Here is a 26,219-nt window from a genome sequence, read left to right as displayed (position 1 = left end):
ATCGGGGCTTTTTTTATCTGCTTTGTACTCATGTACTGGTACAATGCTGGCGCAATGCTTCACTGACCGAAGCTGTTATAACACCGGAGATAAAACGGATGGCGACGTTAACGACCACACACACCACTCCTTCGCTGCTGGCTGGCGTTGTGATTATTGCGGGTACAATCATTGGCGCAGGCATGTTTTCCCTGCCGGTGGTGATGTCCGGCGCGTGGTTCTTCTGGTCAATGGCGGCGCTGATCTTCACCTGGTTCTGTATGCTGCATTCCGGGCTGATGATCCTTGAAGCGAACCTCAACTATCGTATTGGATCCAGCTTCGACACCATTACCCGCGATCTGCTCGGCAGGCGCTGGAACGTCATCAACGGCATTTCCATTGCCTTTGTGCTCTATATCCTGACCTACGCCTACATTTCCGCGAGCGGCTCGATCCTGCATCATACTTTTAGCGAAATGTCGCTAAACGTTCCGGCACGGCTGGCGGGATTTGGTTTTGCGCTGCTGGTGGCGTTTATTGTCTGGCTGTCGACCCGCGCGGTCAGCCGTATGACCGCCATTGTGCTGGGCGCCAAAGTCATCACCTTCTTTCTGACCTTTGGCAGCCTGCTGGGGCACGTTCAGCCCGCCACGCTGTTTAATGTGGCCGAAAGCAACGCCTCCTATACACCTTATCTGCTGATGACGCTGCCGTTTTGCCTCGCCTCTTTTGGTTACCACGGTAACGTCCCCAGCCTGATGAAGTTTTACGGCAAGGATCCGCGCACCATCACCCGTTGTATCGTGCTGGGCTCGTTACTGGCGCTGGGTCTGTACGCGGTCTGGTTGCTGGGAACGATGGGCAATATTCCGCGCCCGGCCTTTATCGCCATTGCCGCGCAGGGCGGAAATATCGATGTGCTGGTGCAGGCGTTAAGTGGCGTGCTGAATAGCCGCAGCCTGGATTTACTGCTGCTGGTGTTTTCTAACTTTGCCGTTGCCAGCTCGTTCCTGGGCGTGACGCTGGGGCTGTTTGATTATCTGGCGGATCTGTTTGGGTTTGATGACAGTGCGGCAGGGCGGCTGAAAACCGCGGCGCTGACCTTTCTGCCGCCGGTGGTGGGCGGTTTACTGTGGCCGAACGGTTTTCTGTATGCGATTGGCTATGCCGGACTGGCAGCAACGATCTGGGCGGCAATTGTTCCGGCGCTGCTGGCGCGCAAATCCCGCAAACGCTTTGGCAGCCCGCGGTTTCGCGTCTGGGGAGGCAAACCGATGATTGCCCTGATCCTGATTTTCGGCGTCGGCAACGCGGTGGTGCATCTGTTGTCGAGTTTTAATCTGTTGCCGGTGTATCAGTAGTCAATCTCTTGCCGGATGGCGGCTGCGCCTTATCCGGCCTACAAAATCAATATTGTAGGCCCGGTAAGCGTAGCGCCACCGGGCAAAACCTGGAAATGTAGGCCCGGTAAGCGTAGCGCCACCGGGCAGGCCAGAACTAACCCAACAGCTCTTCTTTCACCTGCATCGCCAGGTCAAACGAATGCAGCCGCGCCTGATGATCGAAAATCTGGCCGTTCACCATGATCTCATCCGCCTGGGTTTCTCGCAGGATCGACTCCAGCCCGTGACGAACTTTCGCTTTATCCCCCACCAGCGACATGCTCAGCGCCTGCTGTACACCGTATTTTTCTGACGGCGACCAGAAGTGATCGATGTTATCAATCGGCGGCGGCAGCTGCGAGGTCTCGCCCCGGCGCAGCTTCACAAACGCCTGCTGCATGGAGGTGAACAGGAATTCTGCATCGCGGTTACTGTCGGCGGCCACGATATTGATGCACACCATCGCATACGGCTTCTCAAGGCGCGCCGACGGCTTAAAGTTGCTGCGGTACAGGTGCAGCGCCTGGAACAGCATATCCGGCGCAAAGTGCGACGCGAACGCAAAGGGCAGGCCAAGCTGGGCGGCGAGCTGGGCGCTGTAGAGACTGGAGCCGAGCAGCCAGACGGGAATTTTCTCGCCGTAGCCGGGTACCGGGCGCACATGCGGATTCGGATCGCGGGCGTCAAACCAGTCCACCAGCTCAGCCACATCGCGCGGGAAGTTATCGACATCGCCGCTCATATGACGGCGCAGCGCCATCATAGTGCGCTGATCGCTGCCCGGCGCACGCCCCAGACCCAGATCGATACGACCCGGATAGAGCGTATTGAGTGTGCCGAACTGCTCGGCGATCACCAGCGGCGAGTGGTTCGGCAGCATCACGCCGCCGGAGCCGAGGTGCAGAGTGTCAGTATTTGCCGCCAGATAACCAATCAGTACGGACGTCGCCGCGCTGGCGATGCCCGTCATATTGTGATGTTCAGCCAGCCAGAAGCGATGATAGCCACGTTTTTCAGCGAGACGGGCCAGATCCAGAGAGTGTCCGAAGGCGTCTTTCGCAGAAGCGCCCTGCGGGATAGGTGCGAGATCGAGCACCGAAAAAAGCGGGGATGTATCGGTCATAATGTGCTCACTTTGTTACAGGCTAATTCTTTAATACTGCATTAAAGCGTAGCTAAAGCTGTTAACAAAGTGAGCTATCTGTGTAATTGCGCGGCAGGCTACACCAGTTCCAGGCCAGCTACCCGCCTCCAGTAGCCGTTGCAGTCGCTGTGCGCCGCCAGCGGCAGCGGGGCGTCGCCGCTGGCGTTAGCGCGAAAGGCCGCCAGCATCTCCAGCGTCTCAGGGCCCATGGGCGACAGGCGCACAATATCCACCAGCCCGTGCATTGAGGTCTGCTCGTTGCCGAGGTTATAGACATAGCCGCTCATCGTCTGAATACCGTTTAACACGAACACCTGCTGGTTTTCCTGCGACAGCACATTGCGCCCGGTCGGGTATTTGATGCAGCAGGTTTCGCACTCATCTTTGGGCCGGTCTTCCGAGCGGGCGGTAAAGCAGCGCGCTGAATAGGCCAGCGGCAGATGACCGTAGCTCAGCACTTCCACTTCAAACTGATTGCGGATCCCCAGCTCATCGCACTGGTTAAGCAGATTAACCAGCCAGTCGCGGGACAGCTCCACCGGCATACACCAGCGCACCATGCCCTGTTTGTGCAACAGGCGCAGCGTCACGGCGTTATAGCAGTTCAGTGCATGACCGGCGACAAACGGCAGTTTCCGCTCCGCGCACATATTCACCACGCCGAGATCGCTGGCCTCCAGCATAAACTCGCCGTTCTCCACATAGCGCTTCAGTTCATTAAGTTCAGATGAGGCCTGCACCAGCGCCAGCGTCGACAGCACCACCTGCTTGCCGCTTTGCGCCAGCGCTTTCGCCATATCCAGCCAGTCGCCTGATTTGGTGGCGCGGCGCTTGCTGCATACCGCCTCGCCAAGATAAATAATATCGGCTTCGCTTTCAGCGGCCTGCTGATAGAAATTTTCCAGCGTCTCTTTTGACCAGTAGTAGAGCACCGATCCTAATGCATATTTCATTGGTTTCTCACTGCCATTTACGGTGATAGGCGCCCAGCGTCGTTTGCGTGCCTTCCGACATCGCCCCCAGCGTGTCCATCCATGCCGCCTGCGGCGCGTAGGCGTCCGGTGCGGCCATGCATTTATCGATAGCCTGACGCCAGACCTTCGCCACCTGGCTGACGTACGCCGGGCTGCGCTGACGACCTTCAATTTTCACCGAGGCGATATTGGCCGCCAGCAGCTCCGGCAACAGCTCCAGCGTGTTCAGACTGGTCGGCTCTTCCAGCGCGTGATAGCGCTCGCCATCCACCAGATAGCGCCCCTTACACAGCGTCGGATAACCGGCGTTTTCCCCTTCCTGATAGCGGTCGATCAGCACATCGTTCAGGCGTGATTCCAGCCCCTGCGGCGTTTGTTGCCAGCGCACAAAGCGCGCCGGTGAACAGGCGCCCACGGTATTGGGTGACTCGCCGGTCAGGTAAGAGGATAAATAGCAGCGTCCTTCCGCCATAATGCACAGGCTGCCGAAGGCGAACACCTCCAGCGGAACCGGCGTGGTGCGGGAGAGCTGTTTCACCTGATGGATCGACAGCACGCGCGGTAGCACCACGCGCGCCACGTCAAAATGACGGTGATAAAAACGAATGGCTTCGTCATTGGTGGCCGATGCCTGCACCGAGACATGGCGTTCAATATGGGGATAGCGTTCGGCGGCATATTCGAGCATCGCCAGATCGGCGAGGATCAGCGCATCCGCGCCGAGCTGCGCCGCCATGTCCACCGCCCGCTGCCAGCGCTGATAGCCGTCAGGGTGGGCGAAAGTGTTAATGGCGATGTGCAATTTTTTGCCGTGCTGGTGGACATAGTTCACTGCTTCCTGGAGCTTTTTCTCCGTAAAGTTAAGTCCGGCAAAATGGCGGGCATTGGTATCATCTTTCAGGCCGATATAAACGGCGTCGGCTCCGTTCTCGATGGCCGCCTTTAGCGCCGGAAGATTTCCGGCCGGGCAGAGCAACTCCATAATATATCCTGCGGTTCAACGGGCCAGCCTGACCCGGACGCACCTGAGAGGTGCAAAAATTGTTAACGAACTGGGATTTTAGTTAACCCTTCGGCGACAATTTTTGATTTGAGGCAGTTAATCGCGTATTGATGACACCAATAATGCTGTATTTCTTCGTCGTAATTGTTGATTTGCGCCGCTATGTCGTTTGTATGATGTGGCAGAATAAGCGCACTAATCATTTCAGGGAGTAATGCTTGTGTTGGATAAACTGCGCTCACGTCTCGTTCTCGCGGGTCCGTCTTTGCTGAGTGTGCCTGTGAAGCTCGCGCCTTTCGCCCTTAAACGCCAGGTACTGGAACAGGTCCTGCGCTGGCAGTTTCAGCAGGCGCTGGTGGATGGAGAACTTGAGTTTCTCGAAGGACGCTGGTTAAGTATCGAGGTGCGTGACATTGGCCTTCAGTGGTTCACCTCCGTTGAGAACGGTCAGTTAATCGTGCGCCAGTCTGCCAATGCCGACGTCAGCTTCAGCGCGGATGCCAGCGACCTGCTGATGATCGCGGCCCGCAAGCAGGATCCGGATACGCTGTTCTTCCAGCGCCGTCTGGTGATTGAAGGTGATACTGAACTGGGTCTGTACGTCAAAAACCTGATGGATGCCATTGAACCTGAGCAGATGCCGAAGCCGTTACGCGTTCTGCTCATGCAACTGGCGGAATTTGTTGAAGCGGGCCTGAAAACGCCCCCTGAAACTAAACCTCTTTCTGTAGGTGAACCATGCTGATTAGAGTTGAAATCCCCATTGATGCGCCAGGCATTGACGCATTACTTCGTCGCGCTTATCCGGGCGATGGCGAAGCGGGTCTGGTACATGATCTGCGTGAAGATGGTTTGATCACGCTGGGTCTGGTGGCGACAGATGACGAAGGGCAGGTGGTGGGTTATGTCGCCTTCAGCCCGGTCTCTGTGCAGGGTGAGGATTTGCAGTGGGTAGGGCTTGCGCCGCTGGCCATTGACGAAAACTACCGTGGGCAGGGTCTCGCGCGGCAACTGGTGTATGAAGGGCTGGATTCGCTCAATGAGTTTGGCTATGCCGCCGTGGTAGCCTTAGGGGATGCGGCATTCTATGACCGCCTCGGTTTTGAGCGGGCGGCGCATTACGATCTGCACTGCCGCTGGCCGGGTACGGAAACCGCCTTCCACGTCCATCGGCTGGCGGATGACGCCTTCAACGGCGTAACCGGGCTGGTGGAGTATCACGATCATTTCAATCGCTTTTAAGCGCAGGCATTTGCAGGCTGGCTAACAGCGCTTCAAATGAACCATCCCCGCTGACGAGGCGCTCTTTCTGGCGCTTCGTCAGTTGTTTGATCCGGTATTCGATCCGCAATGCAAGCGAGCGTTCACCAACCTGCGCCGTAAAGGCCAGCCGCAGCTCGCCTTTACCCCGTAGCGCCTTTGCGCCTTTGCCCGACTGATGCTGGCTGAAGCGGCGGGATACGTCCGTGGTAATGCCGGTATAGAGCGAATCATCAGCGGTGCGAATAAGATAAACAGACCAGGGCGTCATTACAGCGTTCACTATGTTAAGGTGAGCGCACCATAGCATGAGGAAGAAGTCAGATGGAATCACTCGCCGCCATTAATCGCTGGCTGGCCAGACAACACGTGCTGAGCTGGTGTGTCACCCGCGACGGGGAGCTGTGGTGCGCAAACGCCTTCTATCTCTACGATCCCGTAAAAGTGGCGTTCTACGTGCTGAGTGAAGATCACACCCGCCATGCGCAGATGACCGGGCAAAACGCGCCGGTGGCGGGCACCATAAACGGGCAGCCGAAAACCGTCGCGCTGATCCGCGGCGTGCAGTTCAAAGGGAAGATCCGGCGTCTGAGCGAGGAAGAAAGCGACGTACCGCGCGCGCAGTATAATCGCCGCTTTCCGGTGGCCAGAGCGTTATCGGCCCCCGTCTGGGAGATCCTCCCGGACGAGATCAAATTTACCGATAACACCCTGGGCTTCGGGAAAAAACTTCACTGGTTGCGCGACTCAGCTGCCGAGTAAGCGCAGGGCTTCGCGGTTAAAGGCGGGCAGATCGTCCGGGGTACGGCTGGTGACGATCTGATTGTTGTCGATGACCACTTCCTGGTCATAGAAATCCGCACCGGCGTTTTTCAGATCGATAACAATAGGTTTCACCGTAGTGAGCTTGCGTCCGCGCACTACCTCAGCGCTGATCAGCAGCTGCGGGCCGTGACAGATGGCAAACACGGGTTTACCGGAATCCACAAATTCACGGGTAAAGGTAACAAAGCGATCGTCGCCGCGCAGGGTGTCCGGCGAGTGACCGCCCGGCAGTAACAGCGCATCGAACTCGTCCGGCTTCACCTCATCGATACCTTTATCGATAGTGATGCTGGCTTCCCCTTTCTTACCTTTGACCGTTTTACCGGCTTCCATCTCAATGGTGATCACTTCATGGCCGGCTTTACGAAACGCCTCGGCAGGTGACGTAAATTCTGAATCTTCAAACTCGTCGGTTATCAAGACTGCAATCTTCTTGCCCATATTTCCTCCGCTGTTTTGGGTTCAGACAGGTGATTTCGCCATAAATCGTTAATAATGACGAAGAGTACTGTTAAGTCTGGTTCAGTGACGCGACATTGCAAGGCGGACTAATCTGCAAAGGAGATGAGATGACTCAGGTAATGATCACCGGCGCGACCGGCCTGGTAGGGGGACATCTGCTGCGTATGCTCAGGCAGACACCCGAAATCACCGGCATCGCCGCGCCCACGCGCCGCCCGTTAGCGGACGCTTACGACGTGTTTAATCCGCACGATCCGCAGCTCAGCGATGCGCTGGCGCAGGTAAAAGATCCGCTGGATATTGTGTTTTGCTGTCTGGGCACCACGCGCCGCGAGGCTGGCAGCAAAGAAGCTTTCATTCATGCTGATTATACGCTGGTGGTGGATACGGCCATTACCGGCCAGCGAGTGGGGGCGAAACATATGCTGGTGGTCAGCGCCACGGGCGCGAATCCTCATTCCCCCTTTTTCTATAATCGCGTTAAGGGCGAGATGGAAGAAGCGCTGAAGGCGCAGCACTGGCCCCGGCTAACCCTGGCCCGCCCGTCGATGCTGCTCGGCGACCGCAATAAAAAACGCTTCAACGAGTCGCTGATGGCGCCATTATTCCGTCTGCTGCCGGGAAACTGGAAATCCATTGAGGCCCGTGATGTCGCAAAAGCCATGCTGATCACCGCGCTTTCTCCGGCGCAGGAAGGCGTAACGGTACTGGATTCCGCGCAGTTACGGGAAATCGCCCAGCGCGCACGGGATTAATCGTTTCCAAAAGCGGTTCGCAGGCGTAGTATTTTCCGGCTTAATAAAACATTACTCCTGGAAAATGCTATGACTGGTCAGTCTTCATCTCAGGCGGTTGCCCCTGTCCAATGGTGGAAACCCGCACTCTTTTTTCTCGTCGTTATTATCGGACTCTGGTATGTGAAATGGCAGCCGTACTACGGTAAAGCCTTCACTGCCGCCGAAACGCACAGCATCGGTAAATCTATTCTCGGCCAGGCGGCCAGCAGCCCGTTACAGGCGGCGCTGGATTACGCCATGGTCTATTTCCTCGCCGTCTGGAAAGCCGCCGTGCTTGGCGTGCTGCTCGGTTCCCTGATTCAGGTGCTGATCCCGCGTGACTGGCTGCTGCGCACCCTCGGACAGCCGCGCTTTCGCGGCACGCTCCTTGGCACGCTGTTTTCCCTGCCGGGAATGATGTGCTCCTGCTGTGCTGCGCCAGTGACGGCGGGTATGCGTCGTCAGCAGGTTTCCATGGGCGGGGCGCTGGCATTCTGGATGGGAAACCCGTTACTTAATCCCGCGACCCTGGTCTTTATGGGCTTTGTGCTCGGCTGGCACTTTGCGTTGATCCGTCTGGTGGCCGGGCTGGTCACGGTGATCGGGGTGGCGGCCGTGGTGCAGCATGTGGTGAAAGATCGCGCGCAGCCGGTTGAACCGGTGGAAGTGGCGGTCCCGCAGGCGCAGGGCGGTTTTATGACCCGCTGGGGTAAAGCGCTGTGGTCGCTGTTCTGGAGCACCATTCCGGTGTATATCCTCGCCGTACTGGTGCTGGGTGCCGCGCGCGTCTGGCTGTTCCCTCATGCGGATGGCGCGATCGATAATTCCCTGCTGTGGATCATCGCGATGGCGATCGTCGGCTGTCTGTTCGTGATCCCGACGGCTGCCGAAATCCCGATTGTGCAGACCATGATGCTGGCTGGTATGGGCACTGCGCCTGCGCTGGCGCTGCTCATCACCTTGCCCGCCGTCAGCCTGCCGTCATTGATTATGCTGCGTAAGTCGTTCCCGGCGAAAGCTCTGTGGCTTACCGGTGCGCTGGTGGCATTGTGCGGGATGATTGTCGGCGCGCTCGCGCTGGTGTGAGATTTGACACCCTCTCCCGACGGGAGAGGGTTAACATGAGTGGATTATTTAATAAAGGTGAAGGCTGTTGTCACGTGCTTCACGCCGCTCACCCGGCTGGCGATATCCGCCGCCGCCTGCGCTTCACGTTCGGTCACCAGCCCTAACAGGAACACTTCGCCGTTCTCAGTGGTTACCTTCACGTTCGAAGATTTCACCTGATCGCTGCCTAACAGCTGCGAACGAACTTTGGTGGTGATCCAGGTATCCGATGATGCCGTGCCCAGCCCAATCGGCTGACCCTGACGGATCTCGTTATATACTTCGGTGGTGCCTTCCACGCCCATCGCGATCTGTTTGGCGCGTGCGGAGAGCGAACTGTCCGGAGACTGTCCCACCAGCAGGACTTTGCCCTGATAAGCGGTCACGTTAATGCGGGTGTTTTTCTTAATCTGTTCGTCTTTCGACAGCGCGCTGTTTACGCGTACCTCCAGCGTGCCGTCATCCACTTGCGTACCCACGGTACGCGGATCCGTTGCCGCTTTCGTGCCCACCGCTGCCGTTCCTACGACCGCAGCAGCTACACATCCCTGAAGCAATAATGCGGAAATAAGGACTGCGAGGGGCGAAAATGCCTTCATGTGTACTCCTTAATCATCCTGGTGTGGAAAAAGCGTGTTATCGATCAGATCGCACAGGCAGTTCACCGTCAACATATGCATTTCATGAATACGTGCACTTCGATGCGACGGTATACGAATTTCAACATCCTGAGGCCCCAGAAGCCCGGCCAGTTCCCCGCCGTCGTAGCCTGTCAGCGCGACAATGGTCATATCGCGTGTCACTGCCGCTTCCACCGCTTTCACAATGTCGCGGCTGTTGCCGCGGGTGGAGATGGCCAGCAGCACATCCCCCGCATGACCCAGCGCCCGCACCTGTTTGGCATAAATTTCTTCATGCCGACGATCGTTGGCGATCGCAGTTAAGACCACGTTATCGGTATTAAGTGCAATGGCGGGTAAACTGGGGCGGTCTGTTTCGTAACGATTGATCATGCTGGCAGCAAAATGCTGTGCATTGGCGGCAGAGGTGCCATTACCACAACAGAGGATTTTGTTGCCGTTGAGCAGGGACTGAACCAGCGTCATGGCAGCACGGGAAATCGCATCCGGCAACGCTTCCGCCGCCGCAATCTGGGTTTGAATGCTTTCCGTAAAGCAGACTTTAATTCTTTCGAGCACGATAATCCCTATTATTTCAGCAATTATGAGTGGTCGTTAAAGGCGTCTTGTATCCACTCAACATCATTTCCGGTGAAGGCTACCACATCGAACCGGCAATCCACAGTGTCAAAACTCCCATTGTGCCGGGCAAGCCACAAACGCGCGGTTTGCAGCAATCGCAACTGTTTTTGCCGGGTAACGCTGGCCGCAGCGCCGCCGAATGTCGCCGTTTTGCGGTAGCGAACTTCAATGAAGACCGTCGTCGGCCCGTGTTTCATTATCAGATCAATTTCGCCGCCACGCGCATGCACGTTGGCGGCGATAAAACGCAGTCCTTTGCCTTCCAGCCAGCGACGCGCGCGTACTTCCCACGCCTCGCCGGTCTGTTTACGCGTTAACCGGCCGGGACGATCTGCCCCTGTTGGTATTTCAGCCATGATAACTTCCTGTTAATCACACAATCCTGAGTGGCGGAAAGGTCGCCGGTGTTGCCGTTAATCTCAAAGCCCGGCACCTGGCGCATTTGCGAGAAGTGATTAGCCAGCGCCCAGGCATCCACGCCCATGGCATACAGACGCGCCAGTGAGTAATCGTTATTCACGCTGCTGAGCGCCTGCTGCATCAGCGCCGGATTGCTGCCCGCCAGCATCGGGATCTCGCTGTATTGCAGGCCTTCCATCTCAAGACGGAAATCCGGACCGGCAATGCCTTTCGCACTGCGGGAACTGGCGTACAGCGTGGCATGGCTCTGGCTGCCGTTGCGCATGGCGATCATCGGTTTGATAAGCGCAATTTCATCCGGCGTTGCCAGAATATAGGCTGCATCAACATTACCGCCGCCGCTGATTTGCGCATCGCTGGGCGGCGCCGGAATGGTCAGGCCGCCGATAGTGACGCTCTGCTGCGCAGGCAGGCTGGCCGTCACCGGGCTGCCGGTGAGCGCGATACCGGAATTGCTGTTAATGCCCATCTTCAGTTCTGCTGTGGAACCAAATTTCTGTTGCAGCACCGTACCGCCGCCGAGTTTTTGCCACTCATCGGCAAAGGCGTTGGTGACGCGATCGCCAAGCGTACTGCGCGGCACCAGCATTAACGGTGCGCGGTGGCCCTGATCCCAGATGTGGTGCGCCGCATCGCGGGCCTCATCTTCCGGCGACAGGGCGAAGTAACAGATATTCGCCCGGCTCTCGACGGTTTCCGGCTGGTTAAGGGCCAGCACGTTAAGCGCCGTATTGCTCTTCATCAGCTCTTCGACGTTGGATTTCAGCAGCGGCCCCACCACAATGCTGGCGCCATCCTGCTGAACCTGGGTGAGGATCTGATCCAGCGGCTGCGTGGTGGTATCGTAGACTTTCAGCTGCGCGCCAGGGTTAGCGGGCGTACTGACCGCGGACGGCGGAGCGGCTGCTGTTTCAGTGGCTGCCACTGGCGCATCTGGGGACGGCGCTGGCGTAGCAGCCTCTGTCGGTTGTGCTTCCGGCTGCGGCTGATCTTCACCGCTGATATCGCCAACCTGCGCCGCCGACGGGCTGACGACGTCCGCGGGCGCGCTGCTTTCTTCAGTGGTGGCGGCCTGCGCAACCTGGGCAGGCGTAGCCGGGCCTGATACGGCAGCAACGCCGTTCTTCGCCGCTTCAAAACCCTGCTGGATGGTACGGCCAAATACCGCCGCCTGACCGTTCAACGGCAGCAGCAGGGCAATTTTGCTGGTGGAGGCCGGGGTAAAGTTCTGCACGTTCACCAGCTGTGACGGCAGCATTTTCGCGCCAGGGTTTTGCGGATAACGCACCTGCCAGTCGCTGATGCCCGCTTTCAGCATGTTCGGATCGTTACGGTTATCAAACCAGACGCGTTGCAGATCCAGCCAGCCCTGCAGCACGTTTTCATCGGCATTGATCACCAGCGCCTGCGCCTGTTCCGGCGTCATCTGCGACAGTGCCTGCCAGGTGGCGTCTATGTTGGCCTGCTTTTCTTTCGCCGCCAGCAGCGGCTCCTGCGCAATCAGCGCCCGCAACAGCGTCAGGGAAGGGCGACCCTGCTGGGCGGTAATGCCCGCCTGCCAGAATCGGCTTTGCTGATTTTTGTCGAGTTCTGCCGGATCCATTTTGCCGAGGAGCGCCTGCGCGCCCTGGAAATCTTTCTGCGCGACTTTCATTTCCGCCGCCAGCAACGCCTGCTCGCGACGCTGCGCGTCACTGAGTTCCTGCGGCAACCGGGCGAACAGCTCGCTCGCCTGCTGCGTTTTACCTTCTTTCAGCAGTGCACGAATGGCGAGTAATTGCCAGTTGGTCTTGCTATCATCGGAGCTTTGCTGCATCTGGTTCAGGTAATAACCCGAATCAGCCTGCTCTGCGCCCTGCATGTGCGCACTGCTCTGATCCGGTGATTGCGTTCCGCAGCCTGCGAAAAGCAGGGCGGCCAGCACCACAGGCAGACAACGCGTGGCTTTTGAACGAAGAAATGTTGACGGTACCATTCTGTATCCAGTGATATTTTTCAGGCAATGCTCAATATTAAATCGGCACTACGGACGAAACAATGAAACAACGCGAATCAGCTGAGAATTCTCAAGGTCAGCTTTATATTGTACCCACTCCTATCGGGAATTTGGCTGATATTACACAACGTGCTCTCACCGTGTTGCAAAGCGTTGATTTAATTGCGGCTGAAGACACGCGTCACACGGGATTACTGCTGCAACATTTCGCCATCAGCGCGCGGCTCTTCGCCCTGCACGATCATAATGAGCAGCAAAAAGCGGAAACCCTGGTGGCAAAGCTCAAAGAAGGCCAGAACATCGCGCTGGTTTCCGATGCGGGCACGCCGCTGATTAACGATCCCGGCTACCATCTGGTGCGCACCTGCCGCGAGGCCGGGATCCGCGTGGTGCCGCTGCCGGGGCCGTGCGCCGCCATCGCCGCGTTAAGCGCCGCCGGGCTGCCGTCGGATCGTTTCTGCTACGAAGGATTCCTGCCCGCCAAATCCAAAGGCCGCCGGGACACGCTGAAAGCGCTGGAAGCGGAGCCCCGCACGTTGATTTTCTACGAGTCCACGCATCGTCTGCTGGATAGCCTGGAAGATATTTGCGCCGTGCTGGGTGAATCGCGCTATGTGGTGCTGGCGCGTGAACTGACCAAAACCTGGGAGTCGATCCAGGGCGCGCCTATCGGCGAGCTGCTGGCCTGGGTGAAAGAGGACGAAAACCGCCGCAAAGGTGAAATGGTGCTCATCGTCGAAGGGCATAAAGCGCAGGAAGAAGATCTGCCGGCGGATGCCCTGCGTACCCTGGCATTGTTACAGGCGGAACTGCCGCTGAAAAAAGCCGCAGCGCTGGCGGCTGAAATTCATGGCGTGAAGAAAAACGCGCTGTACAAATATGCCCTGGAGCAGCAGGGAGAGTAATTCTGCAAGCCGTTAACCGCCTCCCTGCATTTTCAGGGCTGTGGAGGCGAAAACCGCAGGGCCGTCGGCGTACAGGGCGGCTCGCTGCTTTTAGGCTGGTACGGCTTAAGCCCGAAGGGACAGAGCGCGAAGCGGCACTTTTTATCTTTCGGACAGGGGGTGACAAAATCCCGTGTATTGCCCGGACAATCGGTCTTTTTTAACAGGTTTTGCCACAGTTTCGCGTTGTAGGGCGACGCGTGAATAACCGAGATGTTCCGCAATTTTCCATCGACGAACAGGCCCAGTTCCCCGGTCAAAAAGGCGTTCCCCTGCCGCAAAAAATAATCCCCTTTACACCACAGGATGAGCTTAAGATTTTTTGACGTCTGGGCTATCGAGAAGTAGGTCCCGGTATCCGGGCTCGCCAGAGAATCAATAATTTTCCAGGTCATAACACCCCTTGTTTTTTTAATTTAAGAAAGTCGCGAATGGCAAACGCGCAATCGTTTAGTGATGCGCTAATTCACCGCGCCATGCGGTATGATTTGCCTTAAGGTCATCAAGAAAATTCGCGTCTAAAATTAACTTAGTTTAGATTTACGAATTCATCAAAAAACTTACAAAAGGTGGTGTTTTATCCGGTAGGAAAAGGGGCTAACGCCCCTAAGATTTTGAAGGTTGCTAATGCCAGACTGCTTTAAAGGTGTCGGCGCACTTACTATCAGACGATAATCATCTCCATATTTTTCTGCCGAAACGCTTTGATTTCTTCGGCTTTAATACTTTCATCGGTGATAATGCAGTCGATCTGTTCAATCGGCAGCACCTGATTAAAACCGCGGCGATTGAATTTGGTGGCATCAAGGACGGCGACCACCTTATGCGCGGCGGCAGCCATCACGCCGCTGATGGAGTAGCCTTCGTTAAAGGTGGTGATGCCATTCTGCGTGTCGATGCCATCGGCCCCGACGAACATCAAATCAGCGCTGATGCCCTGTAATGAACGCTCCGCGATGGTGCCATGCATGGAGTGGGTTTTATGGCGCACGGTGCCGCCGCACACCACCAGCGTAATATCCTTGTTATCCGCCAGCATAAACGCAGCGGGCAGACTGTTGGTGATCACCGTAATATTGGCGTGTTTTGTCAACGCTTCGGCAATAAGCATGGTGGTGCTGCCGCTGTCCAGAATAAGGGTCATTCCTTCCTGGATCATGGCGATGGCGGCCTGGGCAATACGCTTTTTCGGATCGCTGGCAAGCTGGTAGCGATCCTCCAGCACCACTTCCTGATTATCGGGTTCCGTCAGATTGCTGCCGGGTCTTGCTGCACCGCCATGGAAGCGGGTCGCCAGCCCCTTTTTTTCCAGCAAACGCAAATCTGCGCGGATTGTCACTTCTGAAATACCAAAGGCTGACGCCAGATCTAATACCAGCACGCTGCCCTGCGCATTAATCAGATCAACGATTGCGTTCCTTCGTTCAAATGAGTTCATCTTTATCTGCCTGATTATTAACTGACCTTAGTGTAATCGAAGGGTTATGAAAGTTGAATGCCATTTTTCGAAAGGAAATGTGAGCCAGCTCAGGTTGCTGGCCCGAAAGTCTAACTGAACTGCAGCAGAATTTTGCCCTGCATCGGCGCGCCCTGAAGCGCTTCTACCGCCTGCGCAAAATGCGCCGCATCGCCACGGTGGGCGATAAGCGGCGTCAGACTGAGGCGTTTTTCCGTCAGCAGACGCGCGGCGATTTGCCACTCCTCGCCAGGCCAGGGTCCGGAATAGTTCATCCAGCTGCCGGTTATCGTCAGCTCCTTACGCAGGATCTGGCCAAAAACTGACGAGGGGAGCGTGAGATCCTGATGCAGCGTGCCTACCAGCGCCAGCTGCGCGCGCGATCCTGCGATGTCAATCGACAGAGCGACGGTTTGCGGCGTACCGGCGGTTTCCAGCAGCAGCTGATCAAACTGACAATCGGCCAGCGCCGCCTGGATCTGCGCCGCGCTCATCTCCCGGCTGTTAAAGGTTTGCGTCGCCCCAAGTGATTTTGCCAGCGCCAGTTTTTGCGGATTAATATCAATGGCGGTTATGCTTCGCGCGCCCAGCTCTCTGGCGCACTGCATGGCAAGTAAGCCGATAGTGCCAGCTCCCACAATGATGACATTTTTCCCGGCGCAGCCGCCCAGCAGATGGAACGCATGCAACCCAACGGTAATGGGCTCAATAAAAGCGCCGTCCTCAATCGGCATGTCAGCGGGCAGGGCGAAAAGGTTCGCGCGCTTCAACACCACATATTCCGCGTGGCCGCCATCGCTGCGCGAGCCCACGAACTGATAGTGTTTACAGAGCGAAAAGTATTCCCGCTCGCACTGCGGACACTGAAAGCAGGGCAGCAGCGGGACGCAGGCCACCGCGTCGCCTGGGTGCAAATCCGTGACGGCTGCGCCGCAGGAGACCACATAGCCGCTAAACTCATGCCCAAGGGTGATGGGGTAATAATGCGCGCCGTGCGCGAAAATACGCGGAATGTCTGAGCCGCACAGACCCGAGCTGATGACCTTCACCAGCACCTCGTCTTCCGCATTAATCTGAGGCTGTGGACGTTCTTCAACGCGCACCTGTCCCTCAGCATGGATGACCACTGATTTCATACACTTCTCCGGAAAGGTTATGGGGGCGTCAGCCCCCGGAGATTAGGAAACGGTTTGCGCCTGTTGCGCCGCCGCGGCTTTCTCCGCCATCACGAACTGGCGCGCGCGACGCCAGGTGAGAAACACCCCGGCCAGATAGATCACGCCAATCACGGCAAAGCCGACTATGTTCTGCCAGGTAAACAGCTGGATCAGCAGCCAGGTGACCGGCGAACCGCCCTGGTCCATGGAGGCCACCATACCGCCCGCCTTCAGCGCGCCTGCGTTCGCCGCCAGTTGCGTATGCAGGCCGATAGTTTGCGTGGCGATCCACAGCGTAATGCCCATAATGATGACGCCGGAGATCAGCGTACGGAACAGGTTGCCCTGATGAACCGCCACTGCCATAGCCACAAAGAAGCCAATGGTGGCCAGATCGCCGAACGGCAGGACCTGGTTACCGGGAACCAGCACGGCAATCAGAATGGTCAGCGGAATAAAAATCAGGCTGGCGGAGACCACCGAGGTATGACCAAGCAGCAGCGCGGGATCCAGACCAATCAGGAATTCCTGACCGCCAAATTTCGCCTGTAAACGCTTACGGGCGTGCTTCGCGATAGGCGTCAGACCATCCATGATAGGCTTGATGACGCGGGGCATCAGCAGCATCACCGCCGCGGTTTTTACCGCCAGTTGCAGCACGTTTTTCGCGTCGTAGCCCGCCAGCAGCCCAATCACTAAGCCCATCACAAAGCCAACGGTCACCGGCTCGCCAAAGGGTCCGAAGCGCTTTTGCACATCATCGGCGCTGAAATGGATACGGTTAAGACCGGGGATTTTTTCGATAAGCGTGTCGACCAGAACCGCCACCGGGCCAAGATAGGCCGATGAACCGTGGGGTATCGCAATGCCCTCCAGGCCAAAGAAGTCGCGGGTATCTTTCGCAAACCAGTCGCCCAGCTTGTAAACAAAGGCCGCATGCGCCACTACGCCCAGCATGCCGATCCAGTAGGAGCCGGTCGCCAGATGCAGCATGGCGCCGGTAAAGGTCATGTGCCAGATGTTCCAGATATCGACGTTCACCACGCGGGTCATCCGCGTCACCAGCATCAGAATATTGACGCCAATGGCGACAGGAATGGCGATCAGCGCGATCTGCGAGGCCCAGGTCATGGGTGACGATCCCGGCCAGCCAATATCCACCACATGCAGGTTGATCTGGAACTGCTCCGCCATGGCTTTTGCCGCCGGGCCGATGGAATCAAGCATCAGGCCGATCACCAGCCCGATACCGACAAAGCCGATGCCGATATGTAGGCCGGACTTAAAGCAATCCCCGAGCTTCATCCCCAGCAATTTCGAAAACAGGATGATCACCAGCGGCAGCATTACCGTTGGCCCAAGATCGAGGATATAACGCATGATTTCGCTAAACATAAGCTTACCCCCGCAGAATGGTCAGGATTTTTTGCTGCAACGGCTCGATGCCGACGCCGGAAACGAAAGGCATACCGTGAACGACAGGGATGCTGCCGAAAGTTCTGTCGACGCGGGCGGTGGTGCAGATCAGGTGCGCCCCGTCCATGTAGGTTTCGATTTCCGTTACCCGGCACTGCACCAGTTCGAGCGGGATGTTATTGGCCTCGCACAGCTCTTTGATCTCTTCTGCTGCCATAGTGGAGGTCGCCACAGCGCCGCCACAGGCGACGATTACTTTACGTTTCATAGGGTATTCCTTTTATTATCAGTATATTAATAAGGTCAGAGACAGGGTTCTTGCTCAAGCAGCCTTTGCCTGAATAGCGACGCCAGTTCAGCGTCCGGCGCATGAAGCAGCGCCTCCAGGGTGGCCGGGTTTTGTAGCTCGCTGAATAACCGGCGCAGCAGTTTTAGCTGGGCGTCGGGGTTTTCAACGATCAGCGCGATGATCAGCGAAACGGCAATCTCATCGTCGTCATCGGCGCGCCGGAACAGCACCGGGCTGTCCGGGCGGATCAGGTAAATGGCGGGCGATTTGGCATGTAGCGCCTCGCAGTGAGGGATAGCGACGGCATGCTGTTCCAGCGCAATTCCCGTCGGGAAGGCGGCTTCCCGCTCCAGCAACGCCTGCGGGTAGGTGTCGTGCACCACACCATGGGCCAGCATCGTTTCGCCAATATGCTGCAACGCATGCTGGCAGGAGGGAAAGTCGATGCCGGTTCGGACAAAGAGTTGGCTCATAGATCCTCTTTCAGGTTCAGACGATGTCAGGTGAACAGCCATAGCGGTAAGCGCGCAGCACATCCTGGATGCGGTCGAGGATCAGCGCGTGCGGCGTGGCGTTCAGTTCGTTGCGGGAAAGCCGTTCAAACTGCACCGGCATGTACTGGCTGATCAGGCCCAGCGGCAGCGTAATTTCACCAAGACCTGCGATCAGTTTTTCGACGCTCTGGCGAATGCGCGGATGCGGCCAGTAGTAGCGAATACGATCTGAAAGGCTGAAATGGATATCCACCATCGACTGGCTCCATGTCGGGCGGTAGTACTTTTTCCAGTAGCCAGGCTCGTCGAGCATTACCTCGTCGATCACCTCCAGCACATGGCTGCGGCGCTCCGGCGGAACCAGCGCGTTTTCCATCTGCGCCAGCGCAAATATCGCTTCGCGCAGGGCAAAGGTCAGCGCCGGGCCAACTTTCAGAATGGCAAAGTGATCTTCCACCAGCGCCCGGTAAGCTTCGCGGGTCTGGTAATCCGTGGAGTGCGCCTCATAGACCAGCGGCGTGGCGGCGATCCAGTCAGATAACTCACGCGCCGCCTGCGGCTGATAATGGATGATTTGCGTATGGTCGAACTCGACGCCCGGCTGCACCACCAGGGCGATGACGCGCTGCATGGCGTCCTCCAGGCCTGCGGCGCGGAAGGCCGCCTGATGGGTTTCCAGGGTGGCGGCGGCATCCCTTGCGCGGGTGACGTGGACGCTGCCAATGCTGCTGGCTTCGCCGCCGGGCACCGGTACTTCCGTGCCAATCACGTAGGTGAGCTGGCGTTTTTGTTCCGGTGTGGCCGTGGCTTCGGCGGCAGCGCACAGACGGGCGGCGCGGCTGGCGACGACGGCGGGATCGAGCGCAACAGGATCGTCTGCGCAGGACATGGAAGCATCAAGATGGATCTTGCTGAAGCCTGCCGCGACGTAGGCCCGGATAAGCTCGACGGATTTCTCCATCGCGTCAGCCGCGTTTTCGTTCTGCCAGCAGTTGGGGCCAAGGTGGTCGCCGCCCAGAATAATGCGCTCGCGGGGAAAGCCCACTCCGGCGGCGATGTTAAACACGAAGTCGCGAAAATCCGCGGGCGTCATTCCGGTATAGCCGCCATATTGATTGACCTGATTTGAGGTGGCCTCAATCAGTACCTTTTCCTGCGTATACAAATCAAAGCGCAGTGCCGCTTCGATCACCAGCGGGTGGGCGGAGCAGACCGAGCAAATGCCCAGTCGTTCGCCCGCTTTATGGCGCGAGATAATTTCTTTCATTTTGTAGGGTCCGTTTGGTTTTGTTTAGTTTCGTTATCTTCTGTGGCTGAGGCAAAAGTAATGTTCCGTTTCTGAAGCCTGCTCTCAAAGTTTGCCTTCGCAGCCGCACACGCCTATCACTTTGCGCACCACCTCTTTCATGGCGGCTTTCGCAGGTTGCAGATAGTGGCGCGGATCGCTGGCCTGCGGGTGTGCCTGCAGGTAGTCTTTCAGGGCGGCGGAAAACGCCATTTTTAACTCAGTCGCCACGTTGACTTTGCAGACGCCAAGCGCGATGGCGCGGCGAATGTCGGCATCAGGCAAACCGGATGCGCCATGTAGCACCAGCGGCACATCCACGCACTGGCGGATGGCGGCAAGACGGTCAAAATCGAGTTCCGGCTCATGGTCATACAGGCCATGCGCGGTGCCGATAGCGACCGCAAGGGAGTCCACGCCGGTGAGTTCAACAAAGGTTTTTGCCTGCTCCGGGCTGGTGAAACGCGCATCCCGGCTGTCGACATGCAGATCGTCTTCCTGGCCGCCAAGCCGCCCCAGCTCGGCTTCCACGCTGGCGTCATAGCGATGGCAGAACTGCGTAACGCGCTGCGTCAGCGCCACGTTTTCACTAAAGGGCAGATGAGAGCCGTCGATCATCACTGAGCGAATGCCAGCCACGACTCTGGCTTCAATATCGGCAAGGGTTTCATGGTGATCGAGATGCATGGCGAGAGGATGATCAAGCGCGCGTGCCAGATCCGCGGCAATGGCGATCAGGTTGCCGGTGCCCGCATAGCTGAAGGTGCCCGGCGTACCGGCGACAATCAGCGGCGCGCGCAGTTCAGCGGCGGTTTCTGCCACCACCTGTAAAGTCTCAAGGTTATGGATATTGAAGGCCGGTACGGCATAGCCTTCCTGCTGCGCTTTGGTGAGCATGGTTCTGGTCGAGATAAGATACATACTTTCTCCGTTACCTTTCGAATGATTTCTTTCGAAATAAAATAAAGGTATTTGAAAGTAATTTTTGTGATCCTGATCGAAGGGATGGATTTTCGAAACAAAGAAGTGAGGACAAAAAAAACCTCATCTCCGGATGAAGATGAGGTCGGGTACTACGCCGTTATGGCTATAGCATCAGGTGACCGGAGCCGGGTTAAACACCGCCAGCTGGTTATGCAGGCCCCACTGATCGGAGAAGGTTTTCTTACGCCCGCTGGCAACATCCAGAATAAAGTGGAACAGCCGCCAGCCTACTTCCTCGATGGTTTCTTCCCCGGTGGCGATAGTGCCCGCGTTGATGTCCATTAAGTCATACCAGCGAGTCGCCAGCTCGGTGCGGGTCGCCATTTTGATCACCGGTACGGCCATCAGACCGTAAGGCGTACCGCGCCCGGTGGTGAACACCTGCACGGTAATGCCGGAGGCGACCTGCTGGGTGCCGCAGACAAAATCGCTGGCGGGGGTGGCCGCGTAAATCAGGCCGCGTTTCGTCGGGCGCTGGCCAGGCGACAGCACTTCTGAAATGGCGCTCTGGCCGGATTTGGCGATAGAGCCGAGGGCCTTTTCCACCACGTTCGCCAGCCCGCCTTTTTTGTTGCCGGGGGACGGGTTGGCGCTGCGGTCGGTTTTGCCCATATCCAGATAGTTATCATACCAGGCCATCTCTTCGAGCAGGCGTTTACCCACTTCTTCATTGATGGCGCGCGGGGTGAGCAGATGGATGGCGTCGCGCACTTCAGTGACTTCAGAAAACATCACGGTCGCGCCACAGCGCACCAGCAGATCCGAGGCGTAGCCTACCGCCGGGTTCGCCGTGACGCCGGAAAAGGCATCGCTGCCGCCGCACTGGGTGCCGACCACCAGATCGGAGGCCGGGCAGGTTTCGCGCTGGCGCAGGTTAAGTTTTGCGAGATGGCGTTCCGCCACGGCGAGAATGTCATCCACCATGGATTTAAAGCCGACATGCTGCTCATCCTGCAAACGGACGATGCTGGCCCCGTCAGCGGGGATCGCCAGCACATCGCTGGTGCCTTCCAGCAGGCGTTCCGGTTGCAGTTTTTCACAGCCGAGGCCGACCACCATGACTTCGCCGCCAAAGTTCGGGTTGAGGGAAATATTGTGGATGGTGCGGATAGGCACCACCGCTGCCGGGGCGTTGATCGCCACGCCGCAGCCGTAAAGGTGATTCAGGCCGACCACGCCATCGACGTTCGGGTATTTCGGCAGTAAATCGCGTTCAATGATTTTCACCACGTAATCCACCACGCCCGCCACGCAGTGCACGCTGGTGGTGATGCCGAGCAGGTTTTTGGTGCCGACGCTGCCGTCCGCGTTGCGATAGCCTTCGAAGGTGTAACCTTCCAGCGGCGGCAAAGGTTCAGGTACGCGGGTCGCGAGTGGCAGGGTATTGAGCGGCGGGGCTTCCGGCAGTTCAACGGTCGATTCGTCAATCCAGCTGCCACGCGCGACATCACGCACCGCATAACCGATAACCTCGCCGTAACGGATGATTTCGCCATGAGCCGGAATATCGGTCAGCGCCACTTTATGCCCCTGCGGAATGTGCTCTGTGAGTTCAAGCCCGTCAGGGAAGCGGGTGCCGGCTTTCAGGCCATTGTCATTGACAATAATTGCGACGTTATCAGTGTCATGAACCTTAATATAAAAGGCTGCCGGCGAATATTGTCGGATTTCGATATCGGCCATTGTCCAGTATTCTCCAGTCAATTTATGGGGCAAAAATGAGTAATTTAAGCGTCGCTTTCTGGTTATTAATATTTAAAGGGAGCGGTAACGGAATAAAGCATGGCAGGTGTCACAGTTGAATAATGTGATCGCCATCACTCATCGTTACCCTCGCAAGCCCCACCGCGCAGACAAGATAAAATATGTGCATCAGCGCCCAGAACCTTGTGCAGATGCTCAATAACTTTGTTCTTTATGATGAGTAAATTGAGCATTGCAACAATGCGCAACCGGCGTACGTTATTTATACTTATTCTCGTTTTCTTTGTATTCTGGTGTTTTAAATAATGCCATCAGGAATTGCATTTAATCAGAAAATAATTAAGAGCGGGATTTTGCTGGCGACAGAAACGCATAATTTAAGTATCGGTTAATTCAAGGTATATACAATGAATAACACTGTTTTCCCGAACACATTTAAAGCTGCGCTGGCGGCGAATCAGGTGCAGATTGGCTGCTGGTCGGCGCTGGCAAACCCGTTTACCACAGAAGTGCTGGGCCTTGCCGGTTTTGACTGGATCCTGCTGGACGGTGAACACGCCCCTAACGACGTACTTTCTTTCGTGCCGCAGTTGATGGCGCTCAAAGGCAGCAGCAGCGCCTCTGTGGTTCGTGTACCGACCAACGATCCGGTGGTGATCAAGCGCCTGCTGGACATCGGATTTTATAACTTCCTGATCCCGTTCGTGGAAACCGAAGCCGAAGCCGTGCTGGCGGTAGCCGCCACCCGTTATCCGCCGGAAGGCATTCGCGGCGTATCGGTATCCCATCGCGCCAATATGTTCGGCACCGTACCGGATTACTTCGCCCAGTCGAACAAAAACATCTCCATCATGGTGCAGATCGAAAGCCAGGCTGGCGTGGATAACCTTGACGGCATTCTCACCACCGACGGCGTGGACGCCGTATTCGTTGGGCCGAGCGACCTGGCGGCAAGCCTGGGCTATCTCGGCAACGCCGCGCACCCGGAAGTGCAGCGTGTCATTCAACACATTTTTGCCCGCGCCAAAGCGCACGGCAAACCGGCAGGCATTCTGGCCCCGGTAGAGGTTGATGCCCGTCGCTATCTGGAATGGGGCGCGACCGTTGTTGCCGTCGGCAGCGATTTAGGCGTATTCCGCGCCGCCACGCAGAAGTTAGCCGACGCCTTTAAAAAATAACCACGACGACAAGAGAGACATAATTATGACGATGAAAGTGGGTTTCATTGGCCTGGGTATCATGGGTAAACCGATGAGCAAGAACCTCATGAAAGCCGGTTACTCAGTGGTGGTGGTGGATCGCAATCATGATGCCGTGTCGGAAGTGGTTGCCGCCGGTGCCGAAACCGCCGCAACGGCAAAAGAAGTGGCCGAACAGTGTGAGGTGATCATCACCATGCTGCCGAACTCCCCGCATGTAAAAGAGGTGGCGCTGGGGGAAGGCGGCATTATTGAAGGCGCGAAACCGGGCACCGTGCTGATCGACATGAGCTCTATCGCACCGCTGGCAAGCCGCGAAATCAGCGAAGCCCTGAAAGCCAAAGGTATTGATATGCTCGATGCGCCGGTCAGCGGCGGCGAACCAAAAGCCATCGACGGCACGCTGTCGGTGATGGTGGGCGGCGATAAAGCTATCTTCGATAAATATTATGATCTGATGAAAACCATGGCGGGATCCGTGGTGCATACCGGCGATATTGGTGCAGGCAACGTTACCAAACTGGCCAACCAGGTGATAGTGGCGCTGAACATCGCGGCCATGTCGGAAGCCCTGACGCTGGCGACCAAAGCGGGCGTTAATCCGGATCTGGTCTTCCAGGCGATCCGCGGCGGTCTGGCGGGCAGCACCGTCCTGGAGGCGAAAGCGCCGATGGTGATGGATCGCAACTTTAAACCGGGCTTCCGTATCGATCTGCACATCAAAGACCTGTCTAACGCGCTGGATACCTCTCACGGCGTGGGCGCGCAGCTGCCGCTCACCGCGGCGGTCATGGAAATGATGCAGGCCCTGCGTGCCGATGGTCATGGCAACGACGATCACAGTGCGCTTGCCTGCTATTACGAAAAACTGGCGAAAGTGGAAGTCTCCCGCTGATCCCCGCGCCCGGTGGCGTCACGCTGCCGGGCCTGATAAGTAAGCCGAAAAGCAAATCCCTCCTGCGACATGCGGTAACAGGCTACAGATATGAAAATCGTCATCGCTCCTGATTCATATAAAGAAAGCCTGTCCGCTTCAGAAGTGGCGCAGGCAATAGAAAAAGGCTTTCGGGAAATTTTTCCCGGGGCAGAGTATGTCTGTGTCCCGGTCGCGGACGGCGGTGAAGGCACGGTGGAAGCCATGATTGCCGCCACCGGGGGCACGGCGTTCGTCGTCCCGGTCACCGGCCCGCTGGGGGAGGTGGTTGACGCGCGCTGGGGCATCTCCGGCGACGGGCAGACCGCCTTTATTGAAATGGCGGCGGCCAGCGGCCTGGCGCTGGTGCCGCCCGCGTTACGCAATCCGCTGATCACCACCTCGCGCGGTACCGGCGAGCTTATTCTGCATGCGCTGGAACAGGGCGCGCGCCATATCATTATCGGTATCGGTGGCAGCGCCACCAACGACGGCGGCGCAGGCATGGTACAGGCGCTGGGCGCGAAGCTGTGCGATGCCAATGGCACGGAGATCGGCAACGGCGGCGGCAGCCTGATGAGCCTGAATTCGATCGATATGACGGGGCTGGATCCACGTCTTGCCCGGTGCACCCTCCGTGTGGCCTGTGACGTCACTAACCCGCTGCTCGGCGACCAGGGCGCGTCGCGTATCTTCGGCCCGCAAAAAGGAGCGAGCGAGGCGTGCATTATTGAGCTGGACAAAAACCTCGCTCACTACGCGGACGTCATTAAAAAATCCCTGCATGTGGATGTGAAAAACGTACCGGGCGCAGGCGCGGCGGGCGGTATGGGGGCGGCGCTGATGGCGTTTCTCAACGCCGAGTTGCGCAGCGGCATTGAAATTGTGACCGACGCGCTGAACCTCGAAGAACATATTCACGATTGTACGCTGGTGGTGACCGGTGAAGGCCGCATCGACAGCCAGACCATTCATGGCAAAGTACCGGCGGGCATTGCCTCGGTGGCCAAAAAATACCATAAGCCGGTGATCGGTATCGCCGGGAGTCTGACCGCCGATGTGGGCGTGGTGCACGATCACGGCATTGATGCCGTGTTCAGCGTATTAACTACGGTCTGCACGCTGGACGAGGCGTTTCGCGGCGCGTCTGACAATATTTATCGCGCTTCGCGCAATATTGCCGCGACCTTGCAGGTCGGGATGTTGAGCGAAGGGTGACATCGTGGCGCAAACCCTCTATACTTCGCGCCGAAGCTGACCAGACAGTCGCCGCTTCGTCGTCGTCCCCTCTCGGGGGGAGACGGGCGGAGGGGAGGAAAGTCCGGGCTCCATAGGGCAGGGTGCCAGGTAACGCCTGGGGGGGAAACCCACGACCAGTGCAACAGAGAGCAAACCGCCGATGGCCCGCGCAAGCGGGATCAGGTAAGGGTGAAAGGGTGCGGTAAGAGCGCACCGCGCGGCTGGTAACAGTCCGTGGCACGGTAAACTCCACCCGGAGCAAGGCCAAATAGGGGTTCACAAGGTACGGCCCGTACTGAACCCGGGTAGGCTGCTTGAGCCAGTGAGCGATTGCTGGCCTAGATGAATGACTGTCCACGACAGAACCCGGCTTACCGGTCAGCTTCAACTTCTTACAGAACCCCGCTTCGGCGGGGTTTTTGCTTTCTGCGGTTTGCGTTTTGATTTTGCCGGGTGGCGCTGCGCTTACCCGGCCTACAAACTGACGCTTACCCGGCATGGCGGTGTTGTGCCCCTGTAGGCCCGGCAAGCCTGCGCCGCCGGGCA

General features: G+C 57.4%; 28 protein-coding genes and 1 other RNA gene. 11 read left to right on the top strand and 18 right to left on the bottom strand.

All coding sequences use genetic code 11. The features are described 5' to 3' along the window. The first annotated feature begins 98 nt into the window (after positions 1–98). Positions 99–1,343: a tryptophan permease gene (gene mtr, locus QRD42_RS02350; RefSeq protein WP_321988117.1), complete on the top strand. Its 1,245-nt coding sequence runs from the start codon at positions 99–101 to the stop codon at positions 1,341–1,343. A gap of 136 nt (positions 1,344–1,479) precedes the next feature. Here the strand turns inward: mtr and QRD42_RS02345 are convergent, their stop codons facing one another. The 3 genes from QRD42_RS02345 to ubiU all read right to left on the bottom strand — a co-directional run bounded on the left by QRD42_RS02345 (position 1,480) and on the right by ubiU (position 4,464). Then, positions 1,480–2,487: a luciferase-like monooxygenase gene (locus tag QRD42_RS02345; RefSeq protein WP_318363384.1), complete on the bottom strand. Its 1,008-nt coding sequence runs from the start codon at positions 2,485–2,487 to the stop codon at positions 1,480–1,482. A 98-nt stretch (positions 2,488–2,585) separates the two neighbouring features. Next, the gene (locus QRD42_RS02340; protein WP_321988116.1) at positions 2,586–3,461 is read right to left on the bottom strand and encodes a U32 family peptidase; all 876 of its coding nucleotides are present in this window, start codon (positions 3,459–3,461) and stop codon (positions 2,586–2,588) included. A gap of 7 nt (positions 3,462–3,468) precedes the next feature. Then, on the bottom strand, positions 3,469–4,464 hold the full coding sequence (gene ubiU, locus QRD42_RS02335) for a ubiquinone anaerobic biosynthesis protein UbiU (RefSeq protein WP_321988115.1): 996 nt from the start codon (positions 4,462–4,464) through the stop codon (positions 3,469–3,471). Positions 4,465–4,705: 241 nt separating this feature from the next. On the opposite strand from ubiU, the gene ubiT reads away from it, so the two are divergent. Further along, entirely contained in the window at positions 4,706–5,230 is a 525-nt protein-coding gene (ubiT, locus tag QRD42_RS02330; protein WP_321988114.1) for a ubiquinone anaerobic biosynthesis accessory factor UbiT, read from the top strand. Then, on the top strand, positions 5,224–5,727 hold the full coding sequence (locus QRD42_RS02325; RefSeq protein ID WP_318363386.1) for a GNAT family N-acetyltransferase: 504 nt from the start codon (positions 5,224–5,226) through the stop codon (positions 5,725–5,727). The genes ubiT and QRD42_RS02325 overlap by 7 nt, the downstream gene beginning before the upstream one ends. On the opposite strand, the gene QRD42_RS02320 is transcribed toward QRD42_RS02325, so the two are convergent. After that, positions 5,714–6,055, bottom strand: coding sequence for a GIY-YIG nuclease family protein (locus QRD42_RS02320; RefSeq protein ID WP_321988113.1), 342 nt, complete (start codon positions 6,053–6,055; stop codon positions 5,714–5,716). The two genes, QRD42_RS02325 and QRD42_RS02320, sit on opposite strands and share 14 nt — an antisense overlap. Before the next feature lie 14 nt (positions 6,056–6,069). On the opposite strand from QRD42_RS02320, the gene QRD42_RS02315 reads away from it, so the two are divergent. Then, positions 6,070–6,507 (top strand): YhbP family protein, encoded by a 438-nt coding sequence (locus tag QRD42_RS02315; protein WP_072569605.1) that lies wholly within the window; start codon positions 6,070–6,072, stop codon positions 6,505–6,507. Here QRD42_RS02315 and QRD42_RS02310 read toward each other — a convergent pair. Then, positions 6,493–7,011 (bottom strand): type 1 glutamine amidotransferase domain-containing protein, encoded by a 519-nt coding sequence (locus tag QRD42_RS02310; RefSeq protein ID WP_321988112.1) that lies wholly within the window; start codon positions 7,009–7,011, stop codon positions 6,493–6,495. The two genes, QRD42_RS02315 and QRD42_RS02310, sit on opposite strands and share 15 nt — an antisense overlap. A 128-nt stretch (positions 7,012–7,139) precedes the next feature. Between QRD42_RS02310 and QRD42_RS02305 the strand changes: the two genes are divergently transcribed. Together QRD42_RS02305 and QRD42_RS02300 are read left to right on the top strand one after the other, a co-directional pair. Further along, positions 7,140–7,787, top strand: coding sequence for an NAD-dependent epimerase/dehydratase family protein (locus QRD42_RS02305; RefSeq protein WP_321988111.1), 648 nt, complete (start codon positions 7,140–7,142; stop codon positions 7,785–7,787). Positions 7,788–7,856: 69 nt separating this feature from the next. Continuing rightward, on the top strand, positions 7,857–8,894 hold the full coding sequence (locus tag QRD42_RS02300; RefSeq protein ID WP_321988110.1) for a permease: 1,038 nt from the start codon (positions 7,857–7,859) through the stop codon (positions 8,892–8,894). Between the two features lie 44 nt (positions 8,895–8,938). On the opposite strand, the gene dolP is transcribed toward QRD42_RS02300, so the two are convergent. From dolP to QRD42_RS02280, 4 genes are read right to left on the bottom strand one after another with little or no spacing between them, the layout of a single operon-like run. Further along, complete coding sequence (gene dolP / locus QRD42_RS02295) at positions 8,939–9,514, bottom strand: division/outer membrane stress-associated lipid-binding lipoprotein (protein ID WP_072569609.1); 576 nt, start codon at positions 9,512–9,514, stop codon at positions 8,939–8,941. Between the two features lie 9 nt (positions 9,515–9,523). Continuing rightward, a complete protein-coding gene (diaA, locus tag QRD42_RS02290) occupies positions 9,524–10,114 on the bottom strand; it encodes a DnaA initiator-associating protein DiaA (RefSeq protein WP_072569610.1) in 591 nt (196 codons plus the stop codon). Positions 10,115–10,137: 23 nt separating this feature from the next. Beyond that, the gene (locus QRD42_RS02285) at positions 10,138–10,533 is read right to left on the bottom strand and encodes a YraN family protein (protein ID WP_072569611.1); all 396 of its coding nucleotides are present in this window, start codon (positions 10,531–10,533) and stop codon (positions 10,138–10,140) included. Further along, the gene (locus QRD42_RS02280; RefSeq protein WP_321988109.1) at positions 10,491–12,572 is read right to left on the bottom strand and encodes a penicillin-binding protein activator; all 2,082 of its coding nucleotides are present in this window, start codon (positions 12,570–12,572) and stop codon (positions 10,491–10,493) included. The genes QRD42_RS02285 and QRD42_RS02280 overlap by 43 nt, the downstream gene beginning before the upstream one ends. 62 nt (positions 12,573–12,634) lie before the next feature. Here QRD42_RS02280 and rsmI point away from each other — a divergent pair, with 62 nt between their 5' ends. Continuing rightward, complete coding sequence (rsmI, locus tag QRD42_RS02275) at positions 12,635–13,498, top strand: 16S rRNA (cytidine(1402)-2'-O)-methyltransferase (RefSeq protein ID WP_318363391.1); 864 nt, start codon at positions 12,635–12,637, stop codon at positions 13,496–13,498. 32 nt (positions 13,499–13,530) lie between these two features. Here rsmI and QRD42_RS02270 read toward each other — a convergent pair whose 3' ends face one another. From QRD42_RS02270 to garD, 9 genes are all read right to left on the bottom strand, one after another. Beyond that, the gene (locus QRD42_RS02270) at positions 13,531–13,932 is read right to left on the bottom strand and encodes an anti-adapter protein iraM (RefSeq protein ID WP_321988108.1); all 402 of its coding nucleotides are present in this window, start codon (positions 13,930–13,932) and stop codon (positions 13,531–13,533) included. 269 nt (positions 13,933–14,201) lie between these two features. Beyond that, complete coding sequence (locus QRD42_RS02265; RefSeq protein ID WP_321988107.1) at positions 14,202–14,975, bottom strand: DeoR/GlpR family DNA-binding transcription regulator; 774 nt, start codon at positions 14,973–14,975, stop codon at positions 14,202–14,204. Positions 14,976–15,085: 110 nt separating this feature from the next. Next, positions 15,086–16,129 (bottom strand): galactitol-1-phosphate 5-dehydrogenase, encoded by a 1,044-nt coding sequence (gatD, locus tag QRD42_RS02260; protein ID WP_321988106.1) that lies wholly within the window; start codon positions 16,127–16,129, stop codon positions 15,086–15,088. 42 nt (positions 16,130–16,171) lie between these two features. Further along, positions 16,172–17,545, bottom strand: coding sequence for a PTS galactitol transporter subunit IIC (locus QRD42_RS02255; protein ID WP_318363392.1), 1,374 nt, complete (start codon positions 17,543–17,545; stop codon positions 16,172–16,174). A 4-nt stretch (positions 17,546–17,549) separates the two neighbouring features. Beyond that, positions 17,550–17,834 (bottom strand): PTS galactitol transporter subunit IIB, encoded by a 285-nt coding sequence (gene gatB, locus QRD42_RS02250; protein WP_072569618.1) that lies wholly within the window; start codon positions 17,832–17,834, stop codon positions 17,550–17,552. 35 nt (positions 17,835–17,869) lie between these two features. Continuing rightward, positions 17,870–18,328, bottom strand: coding sequence for a PTS galactitol transporter subunit IIA (gatA, locus tag QRD42_RS02245; RefSeq protein WP_072569619.1), 459 nt, complete (start codon positions 18,326–18,328; stop codon positions 17,870–17,872). A gap of 16 nt (positions 18,329–18,344) precedes the next feature. Beyond that, positions 18,345–19,616: a tagatose-bisphosphate aldolase subunit GatZ gene (gatZ, locus tag QRD42_RS02240; RefSeq protein ID WP_318375760.1), complete on the bottom strand. Its 1,272-nt coding sequence runs from the start codon at positions 19,614–19,616 to the stop codon at positions 18,345–18,347. Between the two features lie 84 nt (positions 19,617–19,700). Then, the gene (locus QRD42_RS02235) at positions 19,701–20,555 is read right to left on the bottom strand and encodes a tagatose bisphosphate family class II aldolase (RefSeq protein ID WP_072569621.1); all 855 of its coding nucleotides are present in this window, start codon (positions 20,553–20,555) and stop codon (positions 19,701–19,703) included. Between the two features lie 174 nt (positions 20,556–20,729). Further along, positions 20,730–22,301, bottom strand: a complete 1,572-nt coding sequence (garD, locus tag QRD42_RS02230; RefSeq protein WP_072569622.1) for a galactarate dehydratase — start codon at positions 22,299–22,301, stop codon at positions 20,730–20,732. Positions 22,302–22,729: 428 nt separating this feature from the next. Between garD and garL the strand changes: the two genes are divergently transcribed. The 4 genes from garL (at position 22,730) to rnpB (ending at position 26,063) form a co-directional block, all read left to right on the top strand. Beyond that, positions 22,730–23,500 carry a 2-dehydro-3-deoxyglucarate aldolase gene (garL, locus tag QRD42_RS02225; RefSeq protein WP_321988105.1) on the top strand — a complete coding sequence of 257 codons (771 nt, stop codon included), beginning with the start codon at positions 22,730–22,732 and terminating at the stop codon, positions 23,498–23,500. A 25-nt stretch (positions 23,501–23,525) separates the two neighbouring features. Then, the gene (garR, locus tag QRD42_RS02220; protein ID WP_318363396.1) at positions 23,526–24,416 is read left to right on the top strand and encodes a 2-hydroxy-3-oxopropionate reductase; all 891 of its coding nucleotides are present in this window, start codon (positions 23,526–23,528) and stop codon (positions 24,414–24,416) included. Between the two features lie 90 nt (positions 24,417–24,506). Continuing rightward, positions 24,507–25,652 (top strand): glycerate 2-kinase, encoded by a 1,146-nt coding sequence (garK, locus tag QRD42_RS02215; RefSeq protein WP_321988104.1) that lies wholly within the window; start codon positions 24,507–24,509, stop codon positions 25,650–25,652. Between the two features lie 32 nt (positions 25,653–25,684). Continuing rightward, an RNA gene (rnpB, locus tag QRD42_RS02210) (RNase P RNA component class A) lies at positions 25,685–26,063 on the top strand. Positions 26,064–26,219: the final 156 nt, after the last annotated feature.

This window comes from Enterobacter sp. PGRG2, from assembly GCF_030291195.1.
Lineage (GTDB): Bacteria > Pseudomonadota > Gammaproteobacteria > Enterobacterales > Enterobacteriaceae > Enterobacter_D.
This window is presented reverse-complemented; position numbering and strand designations above follow the sequence as displayed.

Coding starts and splice junctions, on each gene's coding strand:
- garR (WP_318363396.1), top strand. CDS start 23,526: ATGACGATGAAAGTGGGTTTCATTGGCCTGGGTATCATGGGTAAACCG.
- QRD42_RS02340 (WP_321988116.1), bottom strand. CDS start 3,461: ATGAAATATGCATTAGGATCGGTGCTCTACTACTGGTCAAAAGAGACG.
- QRD42_RS02255 (WP_318363392.1), bottom strand. CDS start 17,545: ATGTTTAGCGAAATCATGCGTTATATCCTCGATCTTGGGCCAACGGTA.
- gatB (WP_072569618.1), bottom strand. CDS start 17,834: ATGAAACGTAAAGTAATCGTCGCCTGTGGCGGCGCTGTGGCGACCTCC.
- QRD42_RS02310 (WP_321988112.1), bottom strand. CDS start 7,011: ATGGGCAAGAAGATTGCAGTCTTGATAACCGACGAGTTTGAAGATTCA.
- QRD42_RS02305 (WP_321988111.1), top strand. CDS start 7,140: ATGACTCAGGTAATGATCACCGGCGCGACCGGCCTGGTAGGGGGACAT.
- QRD42_RS02280 (WP_321988109.1), bottom strand. CDS start 12,572: ATGGTACCGTCAACATTTCTTCGTTCAAAAGCCACGCGTTGTCTGCCT.
- QRD42_RS02320 (WP_321988113.1), bottom strand. CDS start 6,055: ATGCTATGGTGCGCTCACCTTAACATAGTGAACGCTGTAATGACGCCC.
- QRD42_RS02235 (WP_072569621.1), bottom strand. CDS start 20,555: ATGTATCTTATCTCGACCAGAACCATGCTCACCAAAGCGCAGCAGGAA.
- ubiU (WP_321988115.1), bottom strand. CDS start 4,464: ATGGAGTTGCTCTGCCCGGCCGGAAATCTTCCGGCGCTAAAGGCGGCC.
- garK (WP_321988104.1), top strand. CDS start 24,507: ATGAAAATCGTCATCGCTCCTGATTCATATAAAGAAAGCCTGTCCGCT.
- QRD42_RS02325 (WP_318363386.1), top strand. CDS start 5,224: ATGCTGATTAGAGTTGAAATCCCCATTGATGCGCCAGGCATTGACGCA.
- QRD42_RS02345 (WP_318363384.1), bottom strand. CDS start 2,487: ATGACCGATACATCCCCGCTTTTTTCGGTGCTCGATCTCGCACCTATC.
- gatD (WP_321988106.1), bottom strand. CDS start 16,129: ATGAAATCAGTGGTCATCCATGCTGAGGGACAGGTGCGCGTTGAAGAA.
- QRD42_RS02270 (WP_321988108.1), bottom strand. CDS start 13,932: ATGACCTGGAAAATTATTGATTCTCTGGCGAGCCCGGATACCGGGACC.
- dolP (WP_072569609.1), bottom strand. CDS start 9,514: ATGAAGGCATTTTCGCCCCTCGCAGTCCTTATTTCCGCATTATTGCTT.
- garL (WP_321988105.1), top strand. CDS start 22,730: ATGAATAACACTGTTTTCCCGAACACATTTAAAGCTGCGCTGGCGGCG.
- QRD42_RS02265 (WP_321988107.1), bottom strand. CDS start 14,975: ATGAACTCATTTGAACGAAGGAACGCAATCGTTGATCTGATTAATGCG.
- QRD42_RS02300 (WP_321988110.1), top strand. CDS start 7,857: ATGACTGGTCAGTCTTCATCTCAGGCGGTTGCCCCTGTCCAATGGTGG.
- QRD42_RS02285 (WP_072569611.1), bottom strand. CDS start 10,533: ATGGCTGAAATACCAACAGGGGCAGATCGTCCCGGCCGGTTAACGCGT.
- mtr (WP_321988117.1), top strand. CDS start 99: ATGGCGACGTTAACGACCACACACACCACTCCTTCGCTGCTGGCTGGC.
- QRD42_RS02315 (WP_072569605.1), top strand. CDS start 6,070: ATGGAATCACTCGCCGCCATTAATCGCTGGCTGGCCAGACAACACGTG.
- garD (WP_072569622.1), bottom strand. CDS start 22,301: ATGGCCGATATCGAAATCCGACAATATTCGCCGGCAGCCTTTTATATT.
- gatZ (WP_318375760.1), bottom strand. CDS start 19,616: ATGAAAGAAATTATCTCGCGCCATAAAGCGGGCGAACGACTGGGCATT.
- rsmI (WP_318363391.1), top strand. CDS start 12,635: ATGAAACAACGCGAATCAGCTGAGAATTCTCAAGGTCAGCTTTATATT.
- gatA (WP_072569619.1), bottom strand. CDS start 18,328: ATGAGCCAACTCTTTGTCCGAACCGGCATCGACTTTCCCTCCTGCCAG.